A 23,489-nucleotide genomic window follows, 5' to 3' on the forward strand; every position below is an offset into this window, starting at 1 on the left:
TGATGACATTAGCATTGGCTTATTTATGCAGCAAGATAATGTGCCGCAATTTCATGCTCGGAAACAATAACGTTGTGCACTAAACCGTATTCCACCCCCTGCTCTGCACTCAACCAGAAATCACGCTGGGTATCCTGCTCAATTTTTTCGATCGGCTGCCCAGTGGCGTCAGCAAAAATGAGGTTAAGACGGTTTTTCATACGCACGATCTCATTGCTGTAAATCTGCATATTGCTGGCCGGCCCTTGCATGCCACCGGAAGGCTGATGCAGCAGAAAGCGTGTGTTAGGCAACGCGTAACGATGCGCCTTTTTGGCCGCCACATAGATGAGCGCACCAGCACTGGCGACGCAGCCTGAACCGATCATAATCACGTCTGGCGCGATAAAGCGGATGGCATCAAAGATCATATCGCCGGATTCCGCATGACCGCCGGGGGAGTTGATGAAAATGGTAATAGGTAGGCTGTTGATCGCTGCAAGGATGTGTAAATGCTGTACCACCTCTTTCGCCATTTTTTCATCGACGGTTCCGGTGATAAAGATCTTACGGGCGTTGATCAGGTGTTCCATCAACGAGGGGTTCAGCGGTGCAGCAGCGGGCGGCTGAGGGGATTCGGTATTGCTGTAACGCATAGGTTAGCTCCGCAAAAAGGATAGGCACCCAATTACATTAGCATTCACTTATCTATTTGGCGAGAGTATGTGTTCAGAGGCGATGTTAGCGGGGTAATAAAGAGTAGGGTCAGGGCGCAAAGTGCACCCTGACTCAGGCAGATTAGCAGGAGGATTACTTCTTGCTGCTGGTGTTATCAAACTGCTGGGTAAGGTAACTACTGGTGTTATTCAACACGCTAACCAACTTATCCAGATTGGTAAACTGGGCTTTGTAACGCGCAATCTTGTCATCAATACGCTTGCTCGCCACATTGTATTGGTCGGTCAGTTGGTTGAGCTTTTTACTGATACTGTCAGTCGCCCCTTGCAAGACCCCTTTACTACTCAGGAATGTACTTAGCGTGGTATCCAGCACGGTAGTGACACCGGTTTTCTTGCCATCACCGGTATACATATCTCGAATTGCTTCTGGTTTTACCTGCAGTGCATTCGCCAGCTTCGTCGCATCCAGCTTTAATTGGCCATTAGTTGGGTCAGTGGTGATACCCGCTTGGCTCAACGTCTTATACACTGCCGACCCTGAGGCATTCGCCAGAATACTTTTCAGCTGCGTCTGAATGTTGCGTAAGGTGCCATCACCCAGCAATGCGCCGTTTTTGCTGTCCGGATCCGCACCTGCATCAACCGCTGTGTATTTGGTCAGGCTCGCCATGGAGTCCTGCAGCGAGTTATAGGCTGTTACCCATTCAGTGATCGCCGTCTTCGCTTTGTTGGTATCACTGCTCACCGTCAGCGTTTGGTTGCCGCTGGTTTTATCATTCAGCTTCAGGGTAATCCCTTCCACCGCATCGCTAATGGTGTTGCTGCTGCTAACAATCGACACATTGTTAACCGTCAAACTGGCATTCTGAGCTTCCACACTCTGTGTCATGCCACTACTGGCTATGTCTGCTGCATCGAAACCGATGAAGCTGTGCAGCGTGTCATCGCCGGTCACGCTCAGGGATTTCAGGGCATGGTCGGTACCCGTCGCCGTGGAGGTTAATGACAGACGATACTCGGTGCTGGACACCTTAATCAGGCTGGCACTGACACCCGCATCTGATTTGTTAATGGTGTCGCGAATCGCGGAAAGCGAAGTCTGATCTTTGGTCAGGGTAATACTTTTCTCTTTCCCTTCCGCCGTGACAAATTTCAGGGTACGAGAGGCCGCATCACCCCCGATTGCCGCTTTAATATCGGTTTTGGGCGCACTGGTTAACGTTTGTGATTGTGCCAAATGATCGACAGCAATGGTGTATTTGCCCGTTAACGCATTGCCATTGGTATCGGCACTAAAAGCGGTCGAACTCGCCGTGGTGCTGGTGGCGGTATACAAGGCGGCGTCTTTTAATTTGGTGTTTGCCGTCTGGAAAGCTTGAATGGCGGTTTTAAGCGTGCCGTAAGCAGAAAGCTTTGCCGTTGCAGCCGATTGCTGTTTTGAAATCGGCGTCAAAGATTGCTTTTCCGCGCTGGTTAACGCCGCCAGCGTATCACTCAATTTCATGCCAGAACCGACGCCTAAACTTGATATCCCGGTCATCCCACTCACTCCTGTTATTTTGACGTTACGGTACTATCGGCGACTTAAGGCAAACCTTTAATGAAAACCTGATCATTTCTTTACGTTATCCTTACGAATAACCTTACCTATCGCCCGGATTTGGTGCAAATGCCCGCCCCACGCCCCTTGCAGGGGATTTGCTATGCAGACAGTTTCTTTACGTTTCGCATTTAGCCGAGGCATTTTGCGCATCTTAACGTGACAAGTTTTGGCAAAAGCACGCATTTAACCCCGAATATTCTTTATTGCGCTTAGCCTGCCACAGCGCAAAAACATGATGTAACTCACATATCACGGCTATCCCGCTTGTCGGAATTACGTAGCCGCTTATGATCCTGCCAGATTGTTACTGCGTGAAACGCAGGCAAAACCTGACACACCGTCCTCCCGGTGGGTCGGGTTTTTTCTTTTTAGGGTCGATAAAAATGAAAATCGCGAAAATCCTCAACAATAATGTCGTGGTGGTATTGGGCGACAACGGCAAAGAACAAGTGGTGATGGGACGCGGGCTGGCTTTTCAAAAACGCGTGGGCGATGCACTCGATCCCCAGCAGATTGAGAAAGTCTTCGCGTTGCAAAGCGATGCGTTAACTGGACGGCTCAGCGAGTTGCTGTCTGATATCCCGTTAGAGGTGATTACCACTAGCGAACTGATCATTGCCCAGGCTCGTCAACAGCTGGGGCAACCGCTGCATGAGAGCCTGTCGATTGCGCTTTGCGATCACTGCCATTTCGCCATTGAACGCCATCAGCAAGGCGTGCCGATCCGCAATGTGCTGAAGTGGGAAATCAAAACCTTATATCCCAAGGAGTTTGCGCTCGGTTTAGCGGCACTGGCGCTGATCAAAAAACGCATTGGTGTCGATTTACCCGACGATGAAGCCGGCTTTATTGCCCTGCACTTGGTCAACGCCCAACTCGGCAGTGACTTCGCCGATGTTTCCCACGTTACGCAATTTATGCAGGAGATCCTGCACATTGTTAAATATCGACTTCAACTCGACTATCGTACCGACAGCTTGAGCTACAACCGATTCGTCAATCACCTGAAGTTTTTCGCACAGCGAATGCTGGGCAAACGCGGCGTGTGCAGTGAAGATGAGTCGTTACATGACGTGGTGCGCGACAAGTATCCCATCGCCTATCAGTGCGCGATGAAGATCGATCAACACATTCAGCAGAAACACCTGTATTCGCTCTCCGCAGAGGAGCGCATGTTTCTGACCATTCATATCGAACGAGTGCGTAAAGAGACGTTGGCGTTAGAGGAAGATGCGGATGAGGCATGAAACCGGGCGCATCCGCACCCGGCCGCAAGATTATTTCAGTGATTCGCCGTGGCTGCGGATCACCTCCTGATACCAGAAGAAACTCTTCTTGCGCGAGCGCGCCAATGACCCGTTACCCGCGTCATCACGATCCACGTGAATAAAGCCGTAACGCTTGGAGAATTCCGCTTTAGATGCGCTGACTAAATCAATCGGTCCCCAGCAGGTGTAACCCATGACCTCAACCCCATCCTCAATCGCCTCACTCACCTGCACCAGATGGTCATTCAGATACTGAATGCGGTATTCGTCATTGATGCTGCCATCCGCTTCCACCACATCCTTTGCCCCTAGCCCGTTTTCAACAATAAACAGCGGCTTCTGGTAGCGGTCATACAGGATGTTAAGCAAGATACGCAGCCCTTCAGGATCGATCTGCCAGCCCCATTCTGAACTGGCAAGATGCGGGTTGGGCACCATCGATAAAATATTGCCGCGCGCTTTCTGATTCTCTTCTTCACTGGTGGTCACACAACCGGTCATGTAATAGCTGAAGGAGATGTAATCCACGGTATTTTTCAGGTCACGCTTATCTTGATCGGTGATGCTGATGGCAATCCCGCGGTCGGCAAAGAAACGCTTCATATAAGCCGGATAAGCGCCACGCACCTGCACATCCCCAAAGAACAGCCATTCACGATTCTGCTGCAACGTTTCCAATACATCGGCCGGGCGGCAGCTCAGTGGATAGAGCAGCGCGCCGAGTAGCATGTTGCCGATTTTACCGTCCTTCACGATCTCGTGGCAGGCTTTCACCGCCCGTCCGCTCGCCACCAACTGATGATGGATGGCCTGATAGATGGCCTGTTGATCGCTCTCTTCCGCCAGGCCCACACCGGTAAACGGCGCGTGCAGCGACATATTGATCTCGTTAAACGTCAGCCACAGTTTCACTTTATGCTGGAAACGGGTAAACACCGCACGCGCATAACGTTCGAAGCAATCAATGGTGATGCGATTGCCCCAGCCACCGTACTGTTTGATCAATCCATAGGGCATCTCATAATGTGACAAAGTCACAAGAGGCGTAATGTTGTATTTGGCCATCTCGTCAAACAGGCGGTCGTAGAATGCGAGCCCTTCTTCATTGGGTTCGGCTTCGTCCCCTTGCGGGAAGATACGTGTCCAGGCGATGGAAGTACGTAACACGGTGAACCCCATCTCAGCGAACAATTTGATGTCCTCTGGGAAGCGATGGTAGAAATCGATAGCCGTATCTTTGATACCAAAATCATCACCGCTGCGCTCCACGCGTGCGCCGAATATCCCTTTAGGTTGTAGATCCGACGTTGATAATCCTTTGCCACCTTCCTGCCAGGCACCTTCAACCTGATTGGCAGCGACAGCGCCACCCCATAAAAATGCTTCTGGGAAACGAGTAGTCATTTGCTTGCTCCTTGGTTATTTCAGTACGGCCAGCAGCGGTGAGCCTTCACCCACCACGCTGTTATTCAGGGTTAAAACATCAATAAAATCATCACTGTTAGTGACCAGTACCGGCGTGGTGATGTCGTATCCGGCGGCTTTGATGGCTTCTATATCAAACTCCAGTAGCAGGTCGCCTACCTTGATTGGCTGATCGTTTTGCACCTGCGGGTGGAAGTACTGACCCTCGAGTTTTACCGTGTCCAGCCCAACATGAATTAATACTTCAGCTCCTTGGCTGGACGTTAAGCCAATGGCATGGCCGGTTCTGAACATCGATGACACCACACCGTCCACCGGCGACACCACGCGCCCGGTCTGCGGCAAGATCGCTGCCCCCTTACCGAGTAGCCCGCTGGCGAAGGTTTCATCTTTGACGTGGTCCAACGCAATCACTTCACCGGCGATCGGGCTGACGACGCTTTCACGACGCGTCAAGGATGTCGAGGCTGGCGCAGTAACAGGTTCCACCCCTGCGGCGACAGGGGCGCTCTCTTGCAGGCCAAACAGATAGGTCGTGACGCAGGAAAACAACAGCGCTACGGCGGCACCGGCAAATGAAGCTATTACGCTGGCATCAATACCCGTGCTGGGGACTACCTGAATAAAGGTGAAGATGCTGGGGAAACCAAACGAGTAAATCGTGGTGTGCCAAAAGCCGAGAATAGCCGCGCCCAGCGCACCGCCAATACAGCCAAAAATAAACGGACGGCGACGCGGTAAGGTGATGCCATAAACAGCGGGTTCCGTAATACCGAAGATACTGGCTGTAAAGGCTGAACCCGCCATCGCCTTCACTTTTGCTTCTCGTGTACGCAGGAAAACACCAAGGGTCGCACCTGCCTGCCCCAACACCGCAGGCATCAGCAATGGCAACAGCGTGTCATACCCGAAATTGGCAAGGTTGTTGAGCATGATCGGGACGAGTCCCCAGTGCAGGCCGAAAATCACGCACACCTGCCAGATTGCGCCCATCACCGCGCCTGCCATCATGGGGCTTAGGCTATAAATCCAGAGATAGCCTTCGGCCAGCATGCGGCTCAACCAGGTTGCTGCAGGCCCAATTGCTAAGAAAGTCAGCGGTACCGTGACCAGCAAGCACACTAGAGGGGTAGTAAAGTTACGCACTGCAACGGGTGAACGCGGGTGCACTCCACGTTCGATTAGGCTAGACACCCACGCGGAAAATATTATCGGGATCACCGACGAGCTGTAATTCAGAATCTCCAGCGGAATGCCGACAAAGGTCAGCGTCTTGCCCGCCTGCTGCTGTTGTAGGGCGTCGAGGATCATTGGATGCACCAGCGCAGCGGCGATAGCCATGCTGACGAAAGGATTGCCGCCGAATTTTTTCCCGGCACTGTAGCCGAGCAGAATAGGTAAGAAGTAAAACAAACCATCGCTGGCCACAAACAGCACTTTATAACTGCCGCCACTGGCTTCCATCACACCCAAGACCAATGCAAGCGCCAGCAAACCTTTAATGATACCGGTCGCGATCATCACTCCAATAAAAGGGGTGAAGATCCCGGAAACCAAATCGATAAAGCGGGCAAACAGGTTTTGTGGGGCGCTGTCCGTATTGTTTTCAATACTATCAAGCGCATAACGCGTGGTCAGAGCGCGGTATACCTCCGCCACCTGGTTGCCAATCACCACCTGATATTGACCACCGCTCTCTACCACCATGATCACGCCAGGATTGTTTTTCAGCACGGCGGTCTGCGCTTTTTGGCTCTCTTTCAGCTTGAAGCGTAAGCGTGTTGCACAGTGCATCACACTGAGAATATTTTCTTTGCCGCCCACGCCCGCGACGATTTCATCTGCCAGTTCCTGATACTGCATCATCCCTTCTCCTGAAAATGCCCCGAATTTCGCGCAAAAAAAAACCTGAGACGCGCCCTCTATCTCGAGAAAGGGCGCGTCTCAGGTTTTGCCTGCCAAACAGTAACAATCCTTAACGCAGGACATATTGCTCAGCCACCATAAAAAATGGCAAGGCGTTTTCAAAAATTCCGCATAAAAACGTGAAGCAAGTCAAAATTCGCGCGTGTTTATTGAGAGACAAATATGCCCGTCACGAATCGTTTAGGGTGAGAAACCGTCCACTTTATGTGCCAGCATAAAGTGAGGTTTTAACGGTCATAGGAAAAGGTCGTCATGGTACTTGAACAGTTCGAGTTCGGAATGAATACCCAATTTTCTCATACCAGATTGTTTATGGCCGCTTATTGTTTTATTGCTTCTTTTTAATTTCTTAGCGATGTCACTATTTTTCATCCCAGCCAGAATGCAGCGAATTACTTCAGCCTCACGAGGTGAGAGCAGGTTATCCAACCGCGACTTGATCATATTATCTTGTTCAGATAAAGGGCTATCTAATACCGCACCATCGCATCTGCGCAGAGGTATTTTGGCAAGTTCTGTGTAAATTCGTTCTGGAATATAACGTTGCCCACGGCTCAACGTACGAATCGCCTGCAGATAGCAGTCGGGATCTTCACGCTTAGAGAGATACCCGCAAATGCCGCGCTGAAATGCGACACGAATAACAGCTAAGTTTTCCATGGATGTATAAACCAGAATGGGGATATTCGGATAATGCGCGATAACCTGTTTAATCAGTGACAGCCCATCAACTTCATCATTATCTAAAATATAGTCCAGCACCAGTACATTCACATCAAATTGCTGAAGCCCGTACCATAAATCGATACTGCGGCTAAAGTTACCCACAACCTGCATATCCTGCTGTTTGTTTATCACCATTTCCATTGAAAGACGAATCATAGGGTGATCGTCCAGCAACATCACGGCTATTTTTTCACTGACTGAACAGTTCCTCCGGTTTTCCTCGTCATAATTCTCAGCAGAAGCGATAATCCGGATTGATTAAACGTCAAGATAGAGTGCAGTCAGAGAATCAGATGCCCTCCACATCTGATTAATCCGTAAGGATTTCCCGACGTGTTGTGTAAATAAGATGAAATAGCATTGTATTGATAGGGTTCATTAATTCATTGAGTTAAAACCATAGCGCTTTAGGCAATCATGAAAGTGAACATTATTTTTACAATATAGCTTCGTGTAAATTGAACGCTTGTAATGGCTAATGGTTTTATTATTAAGCCGAAGCTTAAATGCAATCTCATGCTGACTGCTATATTGTGAAAACCATTTCAACATTTTAAATTCTTGTGGCGAGAGTGAGGCAGCAGAACGCATTGGCACCTTACCCACAGATTCCATGGGCAAAGAAAAAATCTGTTTAATATTCTCTATAGAACTGGTTTTTTTCAATATTGCTATCAAACTCAGTGTGTTCACAAAAAAATTCAATAATGCCGTATCCGTGATCTCAGTGAAAACGACGATACGCATATGAGGATACAAGGTCTGGGTAAGCCGTAAAAATTCATGGGTTGTTTCAATATTATCCTCTTCAGTTTTGAGCTCAACGACCAGAATATCTACATGTTGGTAAGGGAGAACGCGTTTCGCATTCCCGATCGAAATACAGGTTAAGACTTGATCATGTTGAGAATTCAATAAGGCGCTGAGTCCCTGCGCCACCCAATTATCTGCATCAATGCTGAGAATGTTCATGTTTTTTAGGTGAAGAGTTAAAAAGCAATTAAATCGCGAACACTGACCTTTTAACATCGGACAACAATGCCATCTACGTACGATAAAGCTTACAGTTTGAAAACTTCCCTGCAGCGACTGGCACAGCGGCAACGGCACACTAAAATTATGATGTGACTAGCTAGTCCTTATCTCTAACGGAACATTGATATGAGGTCTTCCTATGAAACAACAGAGCTACAGAGGCGGTGCAGGGAATTTTGCTAACGATCCGGCACGTGCAAAAGAAGCGGGCAGAGCGGGAGGCAAAGCCAGTGGGGGCAACTTCAGAAACGATCCTGAACGCGCCGTTGAAGCGGGTCGGAAAGGAGGCAAAATAAGCCGCCGTCCTCCAACAAAGTCTGAATAAAGCGCTTTAGGATTTCGTTTGCCAAGGACTGGCGTCTTCATCTTAGTCAATGCGGCCAATTCGATTCAATCGTGTTCCTGTTGGCCACTGGCCTTCTTGTTTCTCAACACTGAACCAAATAGCAACCGCCTTACCCACCAGATTACGCTCTGGCACAAACCCCCAGTAGCGACTGTCATAGCTGTTATTGCGATTGTCACCCATCATAAAATACGATTTGGCAGGCACAATCCACTCTGCTGGCGTTTGACCTGGTTGTTGGAAAAATTGACGGCTGTTTACTATCGCATGCGGGTTTTGCAGGATCCGATGAATCACGCCTGATAAATTCTCCGTACGCATCTGCAAACGCGTGCCTACCGGTGATTTGTCACCTAAAGGTACTGAATAAAACTGGGGGTGTGCCCCTGCGCTTTCGACGAACTCGCCGGGGACGAGCGCACTGTATTTGACCGATAACGGAGGCGCGCAGTGTTCGGTCTGTTGGCAGGCAGGAAAAATCGACAATTGTTGATTCACGGGATCAAACACGATTCGGTCGCCAGGCAAACCGATCACTCGCTTGATATACAGCTGGGATTCATCCTCTGGGAAGGCAAAAATGGCGATATCTCCTCGCTTGGGATGACCAGTAGCAAACAGTAATTTCTGATTAAAAGGATTTTTGAGCCCATAGGAATATTTATCAGCCAATACCAAATCACCCGTTAGTAAGGTGGGCATCATAGAACCAGATGGAATACGGAACGGTTCCCAGCCAAACGAACGAATCAGTAACACCACAGCAAGCAGAGGAAACAAGGATGCGAGCGTATCCACCCAAGCGGGCAAAAGTTTGAGGCGTTTCTTGGTTGAAACCGCGTCAGTGTGCAAACGTGAACGACTTTTCCTTCTGTATCCCCAACACAAACCACTCACAACCGCAGCGATAGCCAAAATCAGGGCGAAAATGTTCACAATTGTCAGGTTCCATATTCAAAATTGAAATCAATTTTTACAAAGACTCATAATTTGATAAAGCATCCAATATATGCGAAATCCCGATTTGTTGCTCAACTGGATGTGCTTTACGTTTTAAAATTACAGGTACGGAATATACAGCGGTGCGATTATTCTTAGCCCCCGCCCTGTCTTGAATTCTGGACATTTCAGTGCGATATTTCTACAGAATATTTTTACCGCAATGAATGTCGTCCATAGCCAAGTTAACGGAGTGTCTATGTCAGCTGAAAATAGGATTAAGGAACTTGAAGAAACGGTACTTCGACTCAAGGTTGAAACAGATGTACTGCGCGAACTGATGATTAAACAAGTCGCGTTGAACAATATTGCCTACAAGGGAAAGTATGATGAAGTGATTATTCAGATGGCAAAAGAGTATGAAGAACGCGGGCTGGATGTTGAACGTAACCGAGCGATGCATGAGGCTATGCGGCAATACATTAAGGATGGCGTCTCTTCCGCTGACTAAGTTCACGACAGAAACAGGGCCTCAATGCGGCTCTGTTTCTTAATTCTGGTATTAAATTTTGCAGCCTATAATCGAGAGTATGTGCGCTTATTAACGCTTGGCTTATAATGTGTTTCGCTACTTATCCTGTTCCTAAAATAGTCTTCAGAAAGCATTAGAATAAGCGGAGCGTTAAATAGCTCCTGTTTCACATCAATTTCATAAAGGTATCGCTCAACCAAAGAATATGTCACACTGTATGTGTATACATATTCCGGAGGTTCAGTGATTTATGACAACCGAATGACTCAAGAAATGCTCGCGCTATTAGGTTCAACCGTGACGCGATTTATGCGCGATGGTATTCCTTTTGAGTTGCATGAATTATCTCAAGCTTTGCAGAGACTTAAAGAGGATGAAGTTAATTTTGAGATAAAACAGCGTTATGAAGCTATTATTCGGCTACTTTCCGAACTCATGCACTGATCTTATATCTCATTTTTTTAATGCTAATCGTCGGGAGTATAGCCCACCACGATTTCCAAGGTTCTGCGCAAAACAGCGGCTTGCGCTTCATCATCCACACATTCTAACGCTCTGATAAGACTGATGATGATGGACTTATTACTAATTTTCCCTTCAGACGCCAGAACGCTGCGGATAACGATGTCCAACACCGCGACTTCATCGCCATGATCCGGACCCGCATTTCGCAGAAACTCAGCCAGTTCAATGTCAGGTAAAGCAGAGTAGATTTCTTCTGGGTTTTGCATGTTAACGTCTCTTGCAGTCTCATGTCCGGATGAGTAATCGCTCAATCAAGCGTACTTTGTGCTTAATGCTTCTGTCTGCTGCCTGATTGAAGAGGGTTAATATAGTGGCGATGAGCACTCTCCGCTTCAGCAACTCCACTATTTTTTCGTTGTCTATTGCTACCCTCTGCCAGACTTTCTCTGACCTCTTTAATCGCCAGGGCAACAAAATGACGCCTGTCAGGATCTTCAGATTTTTCACCCAACTGACTGAGTTGTTCAAGCAGCGCGCGCGTATTGATTGGCCCGGCCTGCTGAAGCAGTGCCAGTGTGGCCTCGCCGATAATTTCATCGATAATTTGCTGGTAATCACTTCTGTTCATACATATCTCTGATTGCTGCCTGAAAGGCGTAGCTTTGACGCCACCTTCTCTCTGCGATCGATAGCTTACCGCTTCTTAGCCACGCGTCGTACAAATGCAATGCAATATCAGAACAAGTAATGCTGTACAACTATGACTCAGAAATAAGATCAACCTTCGCGATCAAAAAGCAAACCTATCAGCTGATGATAATGGCGTTCTTCTTCCGCTCCGCTAGAAAGTTCCAGACGACGGAGCAATTTAGTGCACAGTGACTTGCGGTTGAGATTGCGGCCTTCTCTAAGGATTTCAACCACGATCTGACCCAGCGTTTCCTGCTGTGAAGGCAGGGATGCTTTGTTGAAATACTGCGCAATCGCTTCTGAAGAATTCTGAGTGTATCCATTCTGACGCATGTATTACCCCCAATAGGTTGGTCCGGCATGCTGCCCGTTAAGTTGTACAGGTATCCAAAAATCTGTACAAGAATATAATAAATCTCTTGATGTTATTTTTTGCAAAAAGTGCTATCGGTGGATGAATCTTTTAGCGATGGGTGCAGATTATTCTGGAAAGTATAAGAAAGCGCTGATGCCGGCATTCCAGAATGGAAAACATCAGCGTTTCGATGCTGTAAACACGCTATTTTGACAAATCAATGCTATCGCCTTTCTGAATCATGCCGCGCAACGGAGAGTTTGCCCGTTCATCCACCGCTGAGAGATGACGATACTTTTGCAGCCAATTGAGAGCCGCCAATATCTCTGATTTACGTTGCGATGTAACCGCATCCGCGGCCATCAACTGGAGCTGGTGATTGAGTTTTACGACCGTAATTTTTTCATTACGTATCAGTAATTGATAGGCTGCTTCACCGATTATTTTTTCCATATTGTCCATTCCATTACCTCCTGAGAGTGTGGGCTTGCGCTTTTTTCTCAGCAAAAATTATAGCTCATAAACTGATTCCCTCTTGCATCGCAACTCTTAAAGCGTAACCTATATATAAAACACATATGTTTCGTATACAGGCCATTCAATGGGTATCGTCAAAATCTCCGACCTGATGCATGAGAATTTACGCATAGCGAGCACTGCGCTTAGTCGTTCAATCAATGCCCAGGCAGAACACTGGATGAAGATCGGCATGCTTGCCGAACTTTATCCCAACCTCAGTCATCATGAATTGACGCGCCTGCTGATGCGCGTCGAACGAGGCGGCGGCGCAGATTTAGCGCAGCTGCTCGACCAGACTACTTTCACACCGCAGGGAATCGCGCAATGAGTATCAAATTACATACCGCAGAACAGATCGAATTAGCACGCGCCGCCGGACATGCCGCCGCTAAAGTGCTGGAGATTATCACACCCTACGTCAAACCCGGCGTCACCACCGATGAACTTGACGCCATTTGCCATGACTATCTCGTCAATGAGCTGAAGGTGGTGCCAGCCAACATCGGCTATCACGGCTATACCCGCACGACCTGCACTTCGGTGAATCACGTGGTGTGTCACGGTATTCCTGGCGATAAGAAGCTTAAAAATGGCGATATCGTCAACATTGACGTCGGCATCATCAAAGATGGCTGGTACGGTGACACCAGCCGCATGTATTACGTGGGTGAGCCGTCGGTTCGCGCTAAACGTCTTGTCGATATCACCTACGAATCCATGGTCGCGGGCATTAAAGTCGTCAAACCCGGCGCGACTTTGGGCGATATTGGTGCCGCGATTCAACAGGTGGCGGAGAAAGCCGGATTCTCAGTGGTGCGTGAATATTGCGGTCACGGCGTCGGTGAGGTCTATCACGACGAGCCTCAGATTCTGCACTACGGTACACCGGGCGCGGGAATCGCGCTGAAAGCCGGGATGATCTTCACCATCGAACCGATGATTAACGCCGGTAAAGCCGGTACCAGCGTGCTCTCTGATGGCTGGACGGTGGTCACCAAAGATCGCTCGCTGTCGGCGCAGTGGGAACACACCATCGCGGTGACGGAAACCGGCTTTGATTTGTTGACACCGTGGCCGGAAGGAACGGGTGAATACGCCGCGATCTAGCGAATACTGAGACGCGAAACCTCAAGGCCACATCAGTAGCGTGCCCCTTTGCCAGCGTGTAAGGTAGCGCTACTTTTTTATTTCCAAGGATTAAGAGTCATGCGTGAACAAGCGATTTTTGCTGGCGGCTGTTTTTGGTGTACCGAAGCGATTTTCCAGTCTATCGATGGCGTGCTAAGCGTAGAGAGCGGCTATATCGGCGGTCATCTGCCCTCGCCCACTTATGATGAAGTCTACAGTGACACCACCGGTCACGCTGAAGCCGTCAAAATCGAGTTTGACCCGGCCATCGTGAGTTACGACGATCTGCTTGATATTCACTTCGCCACGCATGATGCCACCCAAGAAAACATCAAAGAAGGCGTGGTGCGCTCACGCTATCGTTCTGCCCTGTTTCCGACTTCTGACGCGCAACGCCTCGCCGCTGAACAAGGTATTGTCCGAGCAGCCGCTGAACTCGGTAAACCGCTGGTTACGCGCCTCGAACCACTGGCTGAATGGTATGCGGCAGAAGATTATCATCAGAACTTCTGGGAGAGAGAAGGACAGGAAAACGCCTTCTGTATGATGAATATCCCGGCAAAACTGCAGAAACTGCGCAATAAATTTCCGAAACAGGCATCAGACGCTTAACGCGCCATCTCATCGATAACCTGTGTGATGCGCTGAATCACCCTCTGCGCCGCCCGCGATAACTGTCGGGATGGCGCAGTACAGAGTGCCAACGTCAGCGGACGCATCACGCTGTTTTTCAACGGCACAAAGCACAGCTGCTGCTCCTGCACTTCAGTCATCACGTCCAACAAACTCAGCACACATACCCCAGTGCCCTGCGCAATCAAACTGCGTATCAGTCGAATATCGTTGCAGGCAATGATGTTATCAGGCGCCATGCCCTGTTTGCGGTATAACGCATTGACCCGTTCATGGACCACCAGCGAATCGCCAGGAATGATATGCCGTTCCTGGCTCAATTGACTGAGGGATAGCGCATCGCACTGGCTCAGTGGATGGTCGGGCGCCATGACAATACCCATCTCCAGCTCCGCAAACGCCAACACATCCAACCCACTCTGTCCTGCCGGATCGAGGATCAAGCCAAAATCTATCTCAGACTGTCGAATTAACTGGCTGATGGCATGGCTGTTGTCGACCGTAAGTTCCAGTCGCAGCCACTGATGTTCGCGAGCAATATCGGCAATCGCATCGGCCACCGGGCCTTTAGTCAGCGATTGCACTAGACCCGCGCTGACGTTGCCGCGTTTAAGTCCTTGGATATCGTCGAAACGCTGGCGCGTAACACGAAACTCGCGCTGCCAGCGCATCACATCGTCGTACAGCAACTCGCCGGCGGTAGTCATCCGCAAGCCATCAGGCAAACGCTCGAACAGCGGCGTACCAAAGCTCTCTTCCGCCTGCAGGATCTGCCGGTTAATGGCGGACGCGGAGACATGCAGTTTCTCAGCGGCTTTACGTAAGCTGCCGCTACGAGCCACTTCGGCAAAGTAAACGGAAAAACGGGAAAACGGACTCATACATCACCTGTACTGTTTTTTGCAACACTGGATTGAATTCTTGCTGATGGATTTGTACAGGGCTAATTATTCACAATGTCCTGACAAAAATGAAGTCTTTCAGTCGCCCTTGTGAGCCAATGACAGGAACATCGCCATGAATACGCCAACTCCTCCTGCACACTGTACCTTCGAACCTGATGACTGGCTGCGTCTGGCACGCCAGTGGCACCCGGTTGCACGTTCGTGTGATATCACCGGTGCACCGGGCAAAGCGGTTCTGCTAGACGAACAGTTAGTGGTTTACCGCATCAATGGCAGCGTGGTGGTGGCACGAGATGTCTGCCCACACCGGGGCGTGCCCCTTACGTTGGGTTTTCATGATGAAGAGGGTGTGGTCTGTCCCTATCACGGTTTGCGCTTTGGCGAAAACGGCCGCTGTAACCGTATCCCATCCAGTCCGGGCCAGCCGATCCCGGCCAAACTGAACCTGATCAGTTATCAGGTTGAAGAACGTTATGGCCTGATTTGGGTGTGTATCGCACCCGATCCGGAAAACCCTGCCCCACTGCCAACCATGCCGCATTGGGACGACGTCGGTTTTCAGCAGATTAACTGCCCCGGTTTTGATGTCGATGGTTTTGCAGGACGTCAGGTGGAGGGCTTTCTCGATGTTGCGCACTTCGCGTGGGTTCATACCGAGACTTTTGCCGACCCGAACAACCAGGTGGTGCCAGCCTATAACCCCATCGAGACGGATACCGGTTTTGCCGTGGACTACTGGAGCTCTGTCAGCAATTTTGCTGCGGATAGCCCACAGCAAGCGCCGGAAGGTTTCGAATGGCTACGTCATTTTGAAATGCATCTGCCCTTTACCGCCACGCTGACTATTCACTTCCCCGGTGAATCACGGCTGGTCATCATGAATGCTGCCTCTCCGGTTTCAGCGCGCAAAACGCGCATGTTTGCACCGATTGCCCGCAACTTCGATCTGCAGGTCCCGGTAGAAGATGTACACGCTTTCAATCTGCGGGTATTTGAAGAGGATCGCCTGATGGTGGAAACACAGAAACCCGAGCGCCTGCCACTGGATTTGGCGCTGGAAGCCCATATTCCTGCCGATCGCAGCTCCATTGCCTATCGCCGTGGCCTGAAACGTATGGGCTTTGGTGAATTCTTCCTGGTATAGCGGAGGCAAAAATGAAAGCAGAATTGCAGGTCATGGTAGACGGCTTACATCGCCAGGGCCGTCATAATCTCAGCGTGAGTCTGGTGGCTGAGAACGGTCAGCCGCTGCCAGAGTGGCAGCCTGGTGCGCATATTGATGTCCACTTACGTGACGGCTTGGTGCGCCAATATTCGCTGACCGGGAATAGTAGTCAGCGTGATCGCTATCAGATTTGCATCGCGCGTGACAAACAGTCACGGGGTGGTTCACGTTACGTTCATGACGTATTGCGTCCCGGCCAGATTGTTGGGATCTCGGCACCGCGCAATCTGTTTCCCCTGCAACAGGCAGGCAAAGTGATTCTAATGGCCGCCGGCATTGGCATTACGCCGCTGTATGCGATGGCGGAAGCGCTGGAGGCGGCGAGTGTGCCTTTTGTCCTACATTACTATGTGAAACAACGTGGCGATGAGGCTTTTCTGCCTCAGTTGTCAAAAGCCTATGCACACGGCTTTTGTGAAATCTGGTACAGCAGTGAAGGACATAGCCCGCGCAGCCATGTGCCTGCCGAGTTGTTGGAAAATGCTGCGGATACGCATCTCTACCTGTGCGGTCCGCAAGGCTTCATGACCCATGTCGAGCAGCAAGCCACCGCGCGCGGCTGGGATTCTGCCCAAATTCACACAGAGGCATTCAAACCTGTCGCCCCGGCCGCTGGAGAGTCAGAGGCAGGCTTCACTGTGACGATTGCTCGCACCGGTCAACAATGTACCATCCCGGCAGATCAAACCATTGCTCGCGTGTTACTGGAAAACGGCGTGGATGTACCGCTGTCATGTGAGATGGGCATGTGCGGTGCCTGCCTGACGCGGGTCACCGAAGGGGAAATCGATCACCGTGATACTGTCCAGTCAGACGCGGAGAAATCCGCCGCTGAACAATACATCGCGCTATGCTGCTCACGCAGTAAATCGCGCAATCTGGTGATCGACCTGTAGCAGAAATCGATACGTTTTACCGCTATAACGACAGCAGCTGATTCACGTTGTAAAACGCCCCCGCCAGCGCGATCAGCAACAATATCAGCATTGATATCCGCTCCAGGCGCTGCTGTTGTGAGCCCGGCAGCCAGCGCTTTACGCTAATGATATAAAACGCCAGCACCGCAAAATCGAAGGCCATCCACACCAACGCCAGTGTGATTAGGCTACTGCTGAGATGGGGCGTGATGGCGATAAACTGCGGAAACAGCGCGGCAAAGAACAGAATATCTTTTGGATTAGAGATGCCCACCACAAAGCCTTTCAGCAATCCACCCTGTGTTGCTGGCCGGTGGGCAGTTGCACTTGTCGCAGCACGTAACCCCCTCCATGCGATCACGCCAATAAACAGGGAACCCAGCAACCCAGTGATTTGCAAACTCAGAGGATTGAGCGAAACCAATCCCGTCAACATCAGCGCAGCTAGCGCGATCAATACCATGGATGCCGCGTTAGTGCCCACCACGGTGGCAAAAGCGCGGCGATAACCGTGACGTGCGGCCGTACCCGTGACCAGTGCCACCACCGGGCCTGGCGTCATCAACAGCAATAAAATCGCCAACATATACGCCAGCAGCAGTGAGAGATTCATGGCAATGACCTGTAAACGTATTGGAAGGCCGCCAGTATTGCCTTTCGTTTCCTCGTTGAAAAACGCATTAAAATACCGTTGAATGTGAGTTTAACTCAACATTGAATTTGCCCTATGACACTTCCGCCGCTTTATGCGTTGCGCGCCTTTGCCAGCGCGGCGCAGTTGGGATCCTTTAGCCAAGCCGCCGCCGCACTCAACGTCACCCCTGGTGCAATTAGTCGTCATATCCGCACCCTTGAAGAGTGGTTCGATTGCCAACTGTTTATCCGTAAAGGACCCAAGGTCGAAATCAGCGCTGCGGGAAGCGTGTTAGCGGCGCAATTGCAGGCCGGATTTGCCTCTTTGGAGCAAGCTTGCGCCGCCTTCGCTCAGCAGGGGCATCAGCTCCGTCTCAAGGCCCCTTCGACACTGACCATGCGTTGGTTGCTGGATGTACTCCAAAAATATCGTGAGAAAAACTCAACGCCTGAGGTTCAAATCACCAGCGTTTGGATGGATACGGATAAAGTCGATTTTTCCCGTGAACCTTATGACTGCGCCATCTTGTTGGGCAACGGCCATTTTGGCGCAGACACCGAGTGTCATTTGCTGTTTCAAGAGTGGTTAGTTCCGATTTGCGCCCCCGCACTCAAACGACAGGCGCAAACGCAGCTGGCAAGTTGTGAATTGATTCACCCTTCACACGATCGCCGCGACTGGCTGCGGTGGTCACAGGGGGCAGCTGATGTACCGGTCATCAACCTGTGGCAAGGCAAGCTTTTCGATACTCTGGAACAGGGCACGATGGCGGCGATAAGCGGACACGGTGTTTCCATTGGCGACCTGCTGCTTAGCCAAGAAGCGATTAATAACGGCTTGCTGGTGCTGCCATTTAACCAGCCGGTGGCGACAGGAGATGGTTATTATCTGGTGTGGCCCAAGGTCAGCCAAGAAGCGCCAAGCATCAAGCTATTGCTCCGATGGTTGCTTAATCAGGTGCCCGTCTTAAATACCGATAATCTGGTGTAATGGCGGCCCTCAGGCCGCCTTTCACTCCAAGCTATGCGCTCTGACGCAGGGTAAACACACTGACGCTGTTCACCATATTTGCCGCTTGCTCGCTGAGCATGGCGGAAGCGGCCAAGGATTGCTCCACCAGCGAGGCATTTTGTTGCGTAGTGATATCAATTTGGCTGATAGCGGTGTTGATTTGACTGATCCCGTCGGCCTGCTCGGTACTGGCTTGGTTAATCTGTGACAACACTTCCTTCATGTTCACCACGTTGGTCATCATCTCCGACATCAGTTTGTTGGCATCCGCCACCATGTCACGCCCATCAACGATGCGTGTGGAGGATTCCTCAATCAGGTGGCGAATTTCATGCGATGAAGTGGCGGTTTTCTGCGCCAGCGCACGCACTTCCTGGGCTACCACGGCAAATCCACGACCGTGTTCACCTGCACGAGCCGCTTCTACCGCAGCATTCAATGCCAAAATATTGGTTTGGAAAGCAATCGAGTCGATCAGGTTAATGATGTCGGCCATCTGGCTAGCAGAATCATGGATTTCAGCCATTTTAGTCGAAACGTTATGCATCATGCTGGCGTTCTGCCCGACGGCATCCTCAGCCTTTTCTGACAGCCCGGCAGCAAAATGGGTATTGTTGCGGGTGTTGCTGATAGTGGCGGTAAACTCTTCTACCGATGCTGCTGTCTGTTCAACCGAACTCGCCTGCTCTTCGGTGCGCGCAGCAAGGTCATGGGTGCCGGACATAATTTCACTTGCTCCCCCGGAGATCTGTTCGGCACTCAATCGAATATTACTGACAATATCTGACATCTTCTCCTGCATTTGCTGAATGGCATTAATTAGCTGCCCCATCTCATCCTTGCGCTTTTCATAAAAGCCAGAGCTGAGATCCCCATCTGCCACTCGGCCGAGGAAGGCAATCACATTTTTCAATGGCACCGTGATCGAGCGGATAATGACCCAACCAATAAAAGCCGATAATAAAACAGCCACGATGAAAATAATCACCATGGAAATTTTTGTGTTGTGATACGACCCCATGAAATTAGTGTACGAGCCGTTCATTTGCTGCTCTTGCAAAGCAATAAAGCGTTTCACTTCACCGGTATATTCCGTCTGACGTGATGCAAGGGTTGTTAAATAGTAGTCCAGCGCTTTGCTCAAATCATTATTCAGCACCTGCAAGAATTCATTGCGTGCCTGTAAATAGGCATTGCGTTTCTCGGTCAGGCTTTGCAAATACGCCTTTGAATCTTCATCTGTGGCCAGTGCGTTCAGTTTGCTGTATACCGCCGTAATCTGCCCTGTCGCGCCCTGCAGCCCATTCATGATAGTGGTACGCCTTTCCGTGCTGATCGGGCTTAGCAACAGCGCCTGTTGCTGAATAGTGGTATTAATTTCATCAATCAGCTGGTTACCCAACGCAATCGTGGGGTAATCATCTTTCATCATGCCGTTAACGCCGGTTTGCGCGAGGAATAATGAGTTCAATCCTAGCGCGGCAACTAACAGCAGCATGGCGATGTTTATCAGGGAAGAAATGATGAGTTTGGTACGCAATTTTACATTGCGAGAAAATCCTTGAACTACTTCCATTTAGAAACCTCAATGATTTTTATAGGTGAGTCATAAACGCCAGGTGTTATTTAAAAACAGAGAAAAGAAGAGGCTCCGACGGTTAATCGGCTGCATCCCTGCTGTTATCGTCAGTGAGGAGGTCAACATTAGGGCATTTACTTAAATATAACTAATTTATCTGCGTCTATTCACTTAATGCGGAGTTCATAGAAATATAAATTTGATCAGTTAAATTAAATTGTTAGCAATAATAGTCACACAAGTGATCAATAGACTTTATTTATTAAACTGGATTAGTTTCATTTCACCTTCCGTCTGTCTAATGGAAATGATGTTTTCCTGCAGGTTGTGCAATTGCTGTTAGGATTGATAGATAAACAGGCGATGATAATTTCAACCGTTACGCTTAGGGCAGCTCGACGGCTTCCCGTGATGCAAGATCAGGTCACATTCGGCATTTCAGTCTCTGTGCGTTGTTCCTGCCCTCTACGCCACGTGCGAAAATTGATGGAGCAGCCACTCAGCCATCGTTGTCTGCGGCTGCATAATGCGCTGGCACACTTCCACACTCGAAGCATCATCGTGGGTTCAGTGAACAAGGCAATGGGAAGGAATAACGATGCTGAGTAGGTTTCTTGGTCAAACATCTCTACTGCGTAACTAATATCTGGAATAAGCGAAGCGTTATTAACCCCCGTGAAATCACTTTAATTAAACGTAGCAAGCAAGTGCCTTAACGCAAGCCTGATGGCACTGAAATACGTAACTGATTAATAGACCCGCCGTTACCGCTTCGCTTATATATAGGAACGATAGACTTTACTCCACTAATGAAATGAGATAACAATCATCTTTCATGCTTCGATAGCTAAGCCAACCGATGGAATTGACTTATACTTAAACAAACAAATTCAAAAAATTAAAACTTAAGATTAATCCTGGCTTGATTATGGTAAAAACATCACTACATTTATTTTTGCATTATGTTGGTATAAATAGAACGAGGAGAACGCATGACGGACCCTAACAAGCATCCTGAAGAGGAAGAGAAGAAGACGCAACGTCGTGGGGGCACAGGGAATTTCGCCGAGGATAAGGAGCGCGCCGCTGAAGCAGGCCGCAAGGGCGGTCAGGTGAGCAGCGGCAATTTCAAAAATGATCCGAGCCGTGCTGTTGAAGCGGGTAGGAAAGGAGGAAAGATCAGCCGTCGTAAATAACCCCTCTCTTAATACAATACAAGGTTACATTCCCTAACCTTCTACACAACACTCTTCTGACGTTTATTGCCGCTTCGCTTAAATGCGAAATGAAGGACGTCAGAAGAGTTATTCCCACCAGAACAGAGACTAAATCGATCATTTCTTGATCAATCGTGCGCTATTTACCGCTTCGCTTATTACTGATTTTTCCTTTATATATTAATGATCAATTTTGTTTTCAGAACAAATAACCTGTCAGGAATTGACCCGTATATTTGTACATGAACACCAATTTTGTACACCTTCTTTTTAATTAATCGGAAACACCATTAACGAAATTTCAAAAGTCGAAAAAAGGATCGTCAATCAGACATTCACGTACCATTAACATCCCACGCCGCTGTTTCACTCCCCTGCTTAGAGCAACAAAAAAGGCTGCTATTCCTTACGGAATAACAGCCTTGTTGAAGACGCATAAACTTAGTGTGGCGCCATTTGTGCTGGCAGTTTCAATTGTGCCCGCGCCTTGGCCACCTCATCTGCACTGACCGGTTTAGCCGCGTTGCCCCAGCTGTTACGCAGGTAGGTTGCAGCCGCAGCAACCTGCTCGTCAGAGAGCTTCCAGGCAAACGACGGCATTGCACCGCTGGTTGGGTTACCCTCGGTCACGGCTCCACGCCCACCCTGCAGCACAGTCGTGATGATAGAAGAGGCATCATCCGCTAACAGGCCCGGATTACCGGCCAGGCTCGCAGCGAGGTTCGGAATCCCTTTGCCATCGCTGTTATGGCAGGCGGTACAGTTTGCCGAGTAGACGTTCTCACCCATCTTCATCTGAGCACTATCCATCGCCAACGGCTGCGGCAAGGTGGTAGTCGAGGCCGGAACCTGTTTCAGATACACGGCAATAGCCTTCAGATCGGCATCACTTAAATGCTGGGTCGAGTTGGTCACCGCCTCAGCCATTGGACCGGAAGCCACCGCCACATGGTTGCTGCCCAACTTGAGGTAATCCACCACCTGCTGCTCAGACCAACTACCAATACCAGTACGCGGATTTGGCGTGATATCGGGAGCATGCCATTCACCTAAGTTGCCGCCTTGCAAATAATCACTGCTGTCGCCACCAATCAGGTTTTTTGCCGTATGGCAGGCAGCACAGTGCTCAGGCCCCTCGACCAGATAAGCACCTCGGTTCCATTCGGCGGATTGACTGCTATCGGCCTGGAAGCCGGCATTTTTAAAGAACAGCAAGTTCCAGCCCATCATCGCCAGACGAATGTTATACGGGAAGCCAAGGTTAGTTTCCGGCACCTGATAGTGAATCGGCTTGACCGAACGCAGGTACATCCACAGATCGTGCATGTCCTGATCGGTCAGCTTCACATAAGCGTTGTAAGGCATCGCAGGATAAAGGTGTTCCCCCTCTTTCCCCTTACCGTGACGTACGGCACGGAAGAAATCACGCTCCGTCCAACTACCGATACCGGTTTCGCTATCCGGCGTGATGTTGCTGGCGTAAATGCCACCAAAGGGTGTGCTGATCGAGTAGCCCCCGGCCAACGGCAGTTTGCTTTCCGGCATGGTGTGACAGGCAGTACAGTCACTGGCGATAGCCACATAGCGCCCGCGCACGATCGCAGCACTGTCCGCCGCTGTTGGCGGTTGGCTGGTTAGCACATCATTGCTGGCGACATCATCCGCTGACGTCTCGCCATTCATCCACAGCATGCCTGCTGCCACAGCTGCCGCGACTACCGCCACGCCCGCAATCAGTTTGGTCTTTTTCAT

26 protein-coding genes are annotated in these 23,489 nt (G+C 49.8%); 11 read left to right on the forward strand and 15 right to left on the reverse strand.

All coding sequences use genetic code 11. From position 1 onward, the window contains the following. Positions 1-23 precede the first annotated feature (23 nt). A complete protein-coding gene (locus HA51_RS20030) occupies positions 24-635 on the reverse strand; it encodes an ATP-dependent Clp protease proteolytic subunit (protein ID WP_084936336.1) in 612 nt (203 codons plus the stop codon). A gap of 154 nt (positions 636-789) precedes the next feature. Then, positions 790-2,199 (reverse strand): flagellar filament capping protein FliD, encoded by a 1,410-nt coding sequence (fliD, locus tag HA51_RS20035; RefSeq protein WP_084936337.1) that lies wholly within the window; start codon positions 2,197-2,199, stop codon positions 790-792. A 446-nt stretch (positions 2,200-2,645) separates the two neighbouring features. Here fliD and licT point away from each other — a divergent pair, with 446 nt between their 5' ends. Then, the gene (gene licT, locus HA51_RS20040) at positions 2,646-3,509 is read left to right on the forward strand and encodes a BglG family transcription antiterminator LicT (RefSeq protein WP_084936338.1); all 864 of its coding nucleotides are present in this window, start codon (positions 2,646-2,648) and stop codon (positions 3,507-3,509) included. A gap of 30 nt (positions 3,510-3,539) precedes the next feature. Here licT and HA51_RS20045 read toward each other — a convergent pair whose 3' ends face one another. The 4 genes from HA51_RS20045 to HA51_RS20060 form a co-directional block, all read right to left on the reverse strand. Next, complete coding sequence (locus HA51_RS20045) at positions 3,540-4,934, reverse strand: glycoside hydrolase family 1 protein (protein WP_084936339.1); 1,395 nt, start codon at positions 4,932-4,934, stop codon at positions 3,540-3,542. Between the two features lie 15 nt (positions 4,935-4,949). Continuing rightward, complete coding sequence (bglF, locus tag HA51_RS20050; RefSeq protein WP_084936371.1) at positions 4,950-6,818, reverse strand: PTS beta-glucoside transporter subunit IIABC; 1,869 nt, start codon at positions 6,816-6,818, stop codon at positions 4,950-4,952. Between the two features lie 297 nt (positions 6,819-7,115). Continuing rightward, complete coding sequence (locus HA51_RS20055; protein ID WP_084936340.1) at positions 7,116-7,784, reverse strand: response regulator; 669 nt, start codon at positions 7,782-7,784, stop codon at positions 7,116-7,118. Positions 7,785-7,985: 201 nt separating this feature from the next. Then, on the reverse strand, positions 7,986-8,579 hold the full coding sequence (locus HA51_RS20060; RefSeq protein WP_158087382.1) for a helix-turn-helix transcriptional regulator: 594 nt from the start codon (positions 8,577-8,579) through the stop codon (positions 7,986-7,988). Between the two features lie 202 nt (positions 8,580-8,781). Here HA51_RS20060 and HA51_RS20065 point away from each other — a divergent pair, with 202 nt between their 5' ends. Next, positions 8,782-8,967: a con-10 family general stress protein gene (locus HA51_RS20065; RefSeq protein ID WP_084936342.1), complete on the forward strand. Its 186-nt coding sequence runs from the start codon at positions 8,782-8,784 to the stop codon at positions 8,965-8,967. A gap of 42 nt (positions 8,968-9,009) precedes the next feature. Here the strand turns inward: HA51_RS20065 and lepB are convergent, their stop codons facing one another. Beyond that, positions 9,010-9,927 (reverse strand): signal peptidase I, encoded by a 918-nt coding sequence (lepB, locus tag HA51_RS20070; RefSeq protein WP_084936343.1) that lies wholly within the window; start codon positions 9,925-9,927, stop codon positions 9,010-9,012. A 259-nt stretch (positions 9,928-10,186) separates the two neighbouring features. Between lepB and HA51_RS20075 the strand changes: the two genes are divergently transcribed. Both HA51_RS20075 and HA51_RS20080 read left to right on the forward strand, forming a co-directional pair. Next, a complete protein-coding gene (locus tag HA51_RS20075; RefSeq protein WP_084936344.1) occupies positions 10,187-10,438 on the forward strand; it encodes a hypothetical protein in 252 nt (83 codons plus the stop codon). Between the two features lie 264 nt (positions 10,439-10,702). Beyond that, positions 10,703-10,903: a hypothetical protein gene (locus HA51_RS20080; protein WP_084936345.1), complete on the forward strand. Its 201-nt coding sequence runs from the start codon at positions 10,703-10,705 to the stop codon at positions 10,901-10,903. Between the two features lie 23 nt (positions 10,904-10,926). Here the strand turns inward: HA51_RS20080 and HA51_RS20085 are convergent, their stop codons facing one another. The 4 genes from HA51_RS20085 to HA51_RS20100 all read right to left on the reverse strand — a co-directional run bounded on the left by HA51_RS20085 (position 10,927) and on the right by HA51_RS20100 (position 12,431). Continuing rightward, entirely contained in the window at positions 10,927-11,190 is a 264-nt protein-coding gene (locus HA51_RS20085) for a biofilm development regulator YmgB/AriR family protein (RefSeq protein ID WP_084936346.1), read from the reverse strand. Positions 11,191-11,252: 62 nt separating this feature from the next. Then, positions 11,253-11,552, reverse strand: a complete 300-nt coding sequence (locus tag HA51_RS20090; RefSeq protein WP_084936347.1) for a hypothetical protein — start codon at positions 11,550-11,552, stop codon at positions 11,253-11,255. 149 nt (positions 11,553-11,701) lie between these two features. Continuing rightward, a complete protein-coding gene (gene ycgZ, locus HA51_RS20095; protein ID WP_084936348.1) occupies positions 11,702-11,947 on the reverse strand; it encodes a regulatory protein YcgZ in 246 nt (81 codons plus the stop codon). A 226-nt stretch (positions 11,948-12,173) separates the two neighbouring features. Beyond that, positions 12,174-12,431, reverse strand: coding sequence for a hypothetical protein (locus HA51_RS20100; RefSeq protein WP_084936349.1), 258 nt, complete (start codon positions 12,429-12,431; stop codon positions 12,174-12,176). 139 nt (positions 12,432-12,570) lie between these two features. Between HA51_RS20100 and HA51_RS20105 the strand changes: the two genes are divergently transcribed. The 3 genes from HA51_RS20105 (at position 12,571) to msrA (ending at position 14,228) form a co-directional block, all read left to right on the forward strand. Beyond that, positions 12,571-12,816 carry a ParD-like family protein gene (locus HA51_RS20105; protein WP_084936350.1) on the forward strand — a complete coding sequence of 82 codons (246 nt, stop codon included), beginning with the start codon at positions 12,571-12,573 and terminating at the stop codon, positions 12,814-12,816. Further along, positions 12,813-13,595, forward strand: a complete 783-nt coding sequence (map, locus tag HA51_RS20110) for a type I methionyl aminopeptidase (RefSeq protein WP_084936351.1) — start codon at positions 12,813-12,815, stop codon at positions 13,593-13,595. Before HA51_RS20105 ends, map begins: the two co-directional genes overlap by 4 nt. Positions 13,596-13,694: 99 nt before the next feature. Beyond that, positions 13,695-14,228 (forward strand): peptide-methionine (S)-S-oxide reductase MsrA, encoded by a 534-nt coding sequence (msrA, locus tag HA51_RS20115; protein ID WP_084936352.1) that lies wholly within the window; start codon positions 13,695-13,697, stop codon positions 14,226-14,228. Here the strand turns inward: msrA and HA51_RS20120 are convergent. Continuing rightward, positions 14,225-15,130 carry a LysR family transcriptional regulator gene (locus tag HA51_RS20120; RefSeq protein ID WP_084936353.1) on the reverse strand — a complete coding sequence of 302 codons (906 nt, stop codon included), beginning with the start codon at positions 15,128-15,130 and terminating at the stop codon, positions 14,225-14,227. The genes msrA and HA51_RS20120 overlap by 4 nt on opposite strands. Before the next feature lie 136 nt (positions 15,131-15,266). On the opposite strand from HA51_RS20120, the gene hpxD reads away from it, so the two are divergent. Beyond that, a complete protein-coding gene (hpxD, locus tag HA51_RS20125) occupies positions 15,267-16,298 on the forward strand; it encodes a molybdenum cofactor-independent xanthine hydroxylase subunit HpxD (protein WP_084936354.1) in 1,032 nt (343 codons plus the stop codon). A gap of 11 nt (positions 16,299-16,309) precedes the next feature. Further along, positions 16,310-17,275, forward strand: coding sequence for a PDR/VanB family oxidoreductase (locus tag HA51_RS20130; RefSeq protein WP_084936355.1), 966 nt, complete (start codon positions 16,310-16,312; stop codon positions 17,273-17,275). Positions 17,276-17,297: 22 nt separating this feature from the next. Here the strand turns inward: HA51_RS20130 and HA51_RS20135 are convergent, their stop codons facing one another. Further along, a complete protein-coding gene (locus HA51_RS20135; RefSeq protein ID WP_084936356.1) occupies positions 17,298-17,909 on the reverse strand; it encodes a LysE family translocator in 612 nt (203 codons plus the stop codon). A gap of 114 nt (positions 17,910-18,023) precedes the next feature. On the opposite strand from HA51_RS20135, the gene HA51_RS20140 reads away from it, so the two are divergent. After that, positions 18,024-18,920, forward strand: a complete 897-nt coding sequence (locus HA51_RS20140; protein ID WP_084936357.1) for a LysR substrate-binding domain-containing protein — start codon at positions 18,024-18,026, stop codon at positions 18,918-18,920. A 31-nt stretch (positions 18,921-18,951) separates the two neighbouring features. On the opposite strand, the gene HA51_RS20145 is transcribed toward HA51_RS20140, so the two are convergent. Beyond that, positions 18,952-20,517, reverse strand: coding sequence for a methyl-accepting chemotaxis protein (locus HA51_RS20145; RefSeq protein ID WP_084936358.1), 1,566 nt, complete (start codon positions 20,515-20,517; stop codon positions 18,952-18,954). 995 nt (positions 20,518-21,512) lie between these two features. Between HA51_RS20145 and HA51_RS20150 the strand changes: the two genes are divergently transcribed. Continuing rightward, positions 21,513-21,716 carry a con-10 family general stress protein gene (locus tag HA51_RS20150; RefSeq protein ID WP_084936359.1) on the forward strand — a complete coding sequence of 68 codons (204 nt, stop codon included), beginning with the start codon at positions 21,513-21,515 and terminating at the stop codon, positions 21,714-21,716. A 462-nt stretch (positions 21,717-22,178) separates the two neighbouring features. On the opposite strand, the gene HA51_RS20155 is transcribed toward HA51_RS20150, so the two are convergent. After that, a complete protein-coding gene (locus tag HA51_RS20155; RefSeq protein WP_084936360.1) occupies positions 22,179-23,489 on the reverse strand; it encodes a c-type cytochrome in 1,311 nt (436 codons plus the stop codon).

The organism is Pantoea rwandensis, from assembly GCF_002095475.1.
GTDB lineage: Bacteria > Pseudomonadota > Gammaproteobacteria > Enterobacterales > Enterobacteriaceae > Pantoea > Pantoea rwandensis.

Coding starts and splice junctions, on each gene's coding strand:
- HA51_RS20105 (WP_084936350.1), top strand. CDS start 12,571: ATGGGTATCGTCAAAATCTCCGACCTGATGCATGAGAATTTACGCATA.
- HA51_RS20130 (WP_084936355.1), top strand. CDS start 16,310: ATGAAAGCAGAATTGCAGGTCATGGTAGACGGCTTACATCGCCAGGGC.
- HA51_RS20030 (WP_084936336.1), bottom strand. CDS start 635: ATGCGTTACAGCAATACCGAATCCCCTCAGCCGCCCGCTGCTGCACCG.
- HA51_RS20085 (WP_084936346.1), bottom strand. CDS start 11,190: ATGCAAAACCCAGAAGAAATCTACTCTGCTTTACCTGACATTGAACTG.
- HA51_RS20055 (WP_084936340.1), bottom strand. CDS start 7,784: ATGTTGCTGGACGATCACCCTATGATTCGTCTTTCAATGGAAATGGTG.
- msrA (WP_084936352.1), top strand. CDS start 13,695: ATGCGTGAACAAGCGATTTTTGCTGGCGGCTGTTTTTGGTGTACCGAA.
- HA51_RS20150 (WP_084936359.1), top strand. CDS start 21,513: ATGACGGACCCTAACAAGCATCCTGAAGAGGAAGAGAAGAAGACGCAA.
- licT (WP_084936338.1), top strand. CDS start 2,646: ATGAAAATCGCGAAAATCCTCAACAATAATGTCGTGGTGGTATTGGGC.
- ycgZ (WP_084936348.1), bottom strand. CDS start 11,947: ATGCGTCAGAATGGATACACTCAGAATTCTTCAGAAGCGATTGCGCAG.
- HA51_RS20065 (WP_084936342.1), top strand. CDS start 8,782: ATGAAACAACAGAGCTACAGAGGCGGTGCAGGGAATTTTGCTAACGAT.
- HA51_RS20135 (WP_084936356.1), bottom strand. CDS start 17,909: ATGAATCTCTCACTGCTGCTGGCGTATATGTTGGCGATTTTATTGCTG.
- fliD (WP_084936337.1), bottom strand. CDS start 2,199: ATGACCGGGATATCAAGTTTAGGCGTCGGTTCTGGCATGAAATTGAGT.
- bglF (WP_084936371.1), bottom strand. CDS start 6,818: ATGCAGTATCAGGAACTGGCAGATGAAATCGTCGCGGGCGTGGGCGGC.
- hpxD (WP_084936354.1), top strand. CDS start 15,267: ATGAATACGCCAACTCCTCCTGCACACTGTACCTTCGAACCTGATGAC.
- map (WP_084936351.1), top strand. CDS start 12,813: ATGAGTATCAAATTACATACCGCAGAACAGATCGAATTAGCACGCGCC.
- HA51_RS20140 (WP_084936357.1), top strand. CDS start 18,024: ATGACACTTCCGCCGCTTTATGCGTTGCGCGCCTTTGCCAGCGCGGCG.
- HA51_RS20120 (WP_084936353.1), bottom strand. CDS start 15,130: ATGAGTCCGTTTTCCCGTTTTTCCGTTTACTTTGCCGAAGTGGCTCGT.
- HA51_RS20075 (WP_084936344.1), top strand. CDS start 10,187: ATGTCAGCTGAAAATAGGATTAAGGAACTTGAAGAAACGGTACTTCGA.
- HA51_RS20100 (WP_084936349.1), bottom strand. CDS start 12,431: ATGGACAATATGGAAAAAATAATCGGTGAAGCAGCCTATCAATTACTG.
- HA51_RS20155 (WP_084936360.1), bottom strand. CDS start 23,489: ATGAAAAAGACCAAACTGATTGCGGGCGTGGCGGTAGTCGCGGCAGCT.
- HA51_RS20145 (WP_084936358.1), bottom strand. CDS start 20,517: ATGGAAGTAGTTCAAGGATTTTCTCGCAATGTAAAATTGCGTACCAAA.
- HA51_RS20045 (WP_084936339.1), bottom strand. CDS start 4,934: ATGACTACTCGTTTCCCAGAAGCATTTTTATGGGGTGGCGCTGTCGCT.
- HA51_RS20090 (WP_084936347.1), bottom strand. CDS start 11,552: ATGAACAGAAGTGATTACCAGCAAATTATCGATGAAATTATCGGCGAG.
- HA51_RS20060 (WP_158087382.1), bottom strand. CDS start 8,579: ATGAACATTCTCAGCATTGATGCAGATAATTGGGTGGCGCAGGGACTC.